The sequence below is a fragment of the Bradyrhizobium sp. USDA3516 genome (assembly GCF_057651995.1).
The window spans coordinates 1-3135 of the sequence record NZ_JBYGYN010000022.1; the positions used below are offsets into that span (position 1 = coordinate 1).

The 3135-nt window shown below is 66.0% G+C and carries 4 protein-coding genes; all 4 read right to left on the reverse strand.

The window, feature by feature from the left end:
- Positions 1-111: 111 nt before the first annotated feature.
- The gene (locus tag AC24YW_RS36545; RefSeq protein ID WP_487487205.1) at positions 112-984 is read right to left on the reverse strand and encodes a CheR family methyltransferase; all 873 of its coding nucleotides are present in this window, start codon (positions 982-984) and stop codon (positions 112-114) included.
- Complete coding sequence (locus AC24YW_RS36550; RefSeq protein ID WP_487487206.1) at positions 981-2168, reverse strand: protein-glutamate methylesterase/protein-glutamine glutaminase; 1188 nt, start codon at positions 2166-2168, stop codon at positions 981-983. Before AC24YW_RS36550 ends, AC24YW_RS36545 begins: the two co-directional genes overlap by 4 nt.
- A gap of 76 nt (positions 2169-2244) precedes the next feature.
- On the reverse strand, positions 2245-2610 hold the full coding sequence (locus AC24YW_RS36555; protein ID WP_007600538.1) for a response regulator: 366 nt from the start codon (positions 2608-2610) through the stop codon (positions 2245-2247).
- A gap of 71 nt (positions 2611-2681) precedes the next feature.
- Positions 2682-3135: chemotaxis protein CheW (locus AC24YW_RS36560; protein WP_487487207.1), on the reverse strand; the 454-nt coding region annotated here is incomplete at its 5' end.

A 3135-nucleotide genomic window follows, 5' to 3' on the forward strand; every position in this document is an offset into this window, starting at 1 on the left:
ATTACAAACTCGGACCGCAATCCACGCGACTGCGGCCCTCTCTCCTGACGTCTTCCGCCTCAAAAAGCAGTAGCGCAACAGGCCCACAAGGGGAGAGGGTGAAGGAGCATCTCACCTCGCCGCCGCGACCTTGATCGGCTGCGGCATCAATCCGCCCATCGGACGGCCGGAGCGCGCGGGGTTGAGCTGATAGAGACCGCGGCGATCGGCGATGGGGCGGAACACGTCCGTGATGCCGACGACGGATTCGGCAGCACCAAGCAGCAACGTGCCGTCGGCCTCCATCGCCTTCGCCATGCGCTCGAAAATCACCGCCTTGGTGTCCTGGTCGAAATAGATCAGGACGTTGCGGCAGAAGATCACGTCGAAGGTGCCGAGATGGGAGAAGTCCTGCAGCAGATTGAGCTGGCGGAACTGCACCATGGCGCGAATGTCGGCGCTGAGCTGCCAGAGCTCGCCGGTCTGCGTGAAGTATTTCACCAGATGTTGGATCGGCAGGCCGCGCTGCACCTCGAACTGGCTGTAGAGGCCGGCCTTGGATTTCTCCAGCACCTCCTGCGACAGATCGGTGGCGACGATCTCGATGCGCCACCCCGCGAGCGCCGCGCCCATCTCCTTCACGCACATCGCAATCGAATAAGGCTCCTGCCCGGTCGAGGCGGCCGCCGACCAGATGCGCAGCGACTTGCGCGCCGCACGCGCCTGGATCAGGCCCGGCAGGATGGTGTCGCGCAAATGATCGAACGGAATCTTGTCGCGGTAGAAGAACGTCTCATTGGTGGTCATCGCTTCGACCACGTCGGTCGCAAGCCGGCCGTCGCCGTTCCTGATCTTCAGAACGAGATCGGGGATGCCGGGAAGGCTTGCCTTGCGGGCGAGCGGCAGCAGCCGGCTCTCGACCAGATATTGCTTGTCGGCGGAGAGATCGAGACCGGAGCGCTCCTTCAGAAACTTGCGCAGATAATCGTAATCTGCGGGTGTCACGAGCGGTCTCCCGCGAACAGGCGGTTGACCTTGGCGCCGATCTGGTTGAGCGGCAGGATCGCCGCGCAGATGCCGGCATTGGCCGCCGCGCCCGGCATGCCCCAGACCACGCTGGAGGCTTCGTCCTGCGCGATCACGCTGCCGCCGGCCGCGACGATGTCCTTGCCGCCGCGCATGCCGTCCGAGCCCATGCCGGTCAGGATCACCGAGAGGATGTTGCCGTGCCAGACGTCGATGGCGGAGTTGAAGAGCGGATCGACCGCAGGCTTGCAGAAATTGACGGCGGGGCCGTCGTCGAGGGCGATCACGGGGTCAGCGCCACTGCGCGCGACGCGCATGTGCTTGCCGCCCGGTGCGAGGTAGATCCGTCCCGGCTTCACCGGCTCGCCGTCGACCGCCTCGGCCGCTGGCCGGCGGCTCGAGCGCGCCAGATGCTCGGCCAGGATGGTGGTGAAGGTCGGCGGCATGTGCTGGGTAATCAGCACCGGGAAGCGATCGATCACGGGGCCGAGCTCGGTGACGAGCGACATCAGTGCCTGAGGGCCGCCGGTCGAGGAGCCTATCAGCAGCACCTTGGGCGCCTGGGTCGAGAACGGACGCGTTGATGGCGATCCCGACGAGGCGGCCGGAGCGGGCGCAGGCGCGGCAGGCCGCGCGACAGGACCGCGCGCGAGGGGAGCCGGGCTCGCGGGCGCCAGCGGCGGGCTCGCAACCGCCGATTTGCGACGCAGCCGCGCGCCGAGATGACGAATCTTCTGGATCAGGTCGTGATGGAAAATGTCGGCGGCAGAGGCCTCACGCGTCGATTCCGGCTTGGGAATGTAATCGGCCGCGCCGAGCGACAAGGCCTTGAAGCTGATCTCCGCGTTGCGGCGGGTCAGCGTCGAAGCCATGATGATGACGAGGTCGCGCTTCTTGGCGAGCAGTTGCGGCAGCGCCGAAAGGCCATCGAGCTCGGGCATTTCGATGTCGAGCACGGCAACATCGGGATTGATGCGCTCGAGCTGGTTGACCGCCTCGAGCCCGGTGCGCAGCGACGCCGCGACCTCCATGTCGTGCTCGGCGCCGACCCAGCGCGAGATCAGACCGCGGATGACGACGGAGTCGTCGACGATCATCACCCGCAGCGGCCCGGTTTCGCGCGACGTGCCCGGGGTCGAATTACCTGCGAACGCAACACTCATTACCCACCAACTCAGACTGAAACGGTTCAGTTGAAAAACAAGCGCCGAAGGATCCGTTCAGCCTCCGGGCAATCGCTCAGATCAGGCCGACTTCCTGGAATTTCGCCGTCACGATGTCCTTGTCGAACGGCTTCATGATGTATTCGTTGGCGCCGGCGTGCAGCGCGCGCGCGATATGCGCGACGTCGTTCTCGGTGGTGCAAAATACCACCTTGGGCTGGTCGCCGCCGGGCATCCGCCTGAGATGGCCGAGGAACTCGTAGCCGTCCATGACCGGCATGTTCCAGTCGAGCAGCACCGCATCGGGCAAGCCGCGCTTGCAGGCTTCCAGCGCCTTCTCACCGTCCTCGGCTTCGAGGATCTGGAAGTCGAGGCCCTCCAGGATCCGGCGCGCAACCTTGCGGATGACGCTGGAATCATCAACGACGAGACAAGTTCGCATGTGAACCTCTGCTTCCTCCCCTTTGCGGGGGCACTTCCAATTGCAGGCACGTCGGCGGCGAGGCCGCCGTATCAGGCCGCCATCATCTCGGGCGCGAGCTCGAGGACGCGGTCGACGTCGAGGACGACCATGAGCTGGCCCTCGAGGCGGTGGACGCCGCCGGCGAGCTTGGCCATGCGGGGATCGAGGTTGACGGGGTTCTCTTCCATGCCGGCCTCGGGCAGGCGCAGCACTTCGCCGATCTGGTCGATGAGCAGGCCATAGGATTCGCCGCGCAGGTCGACGCCGACCGCCATCGGCGTCTTGCCGTCCTCGTCCCTGGGCAGGCCGAGGCGCGAGCGCATGTCGACCACGGTGACGATGCGGCCGCGCAGATTGAGGACGCCGGCGATCTCGCGCGAGGACAGCGGCACGCGGGTGACGCGCTCGGGCATGAACACGTCCTGGACGCGCGAGATCGGCAGGCCGAACAGCTGGCCGCCGATCATGGCGGTGACGTACTCGACCATGGCGCCTTCGGCGGAC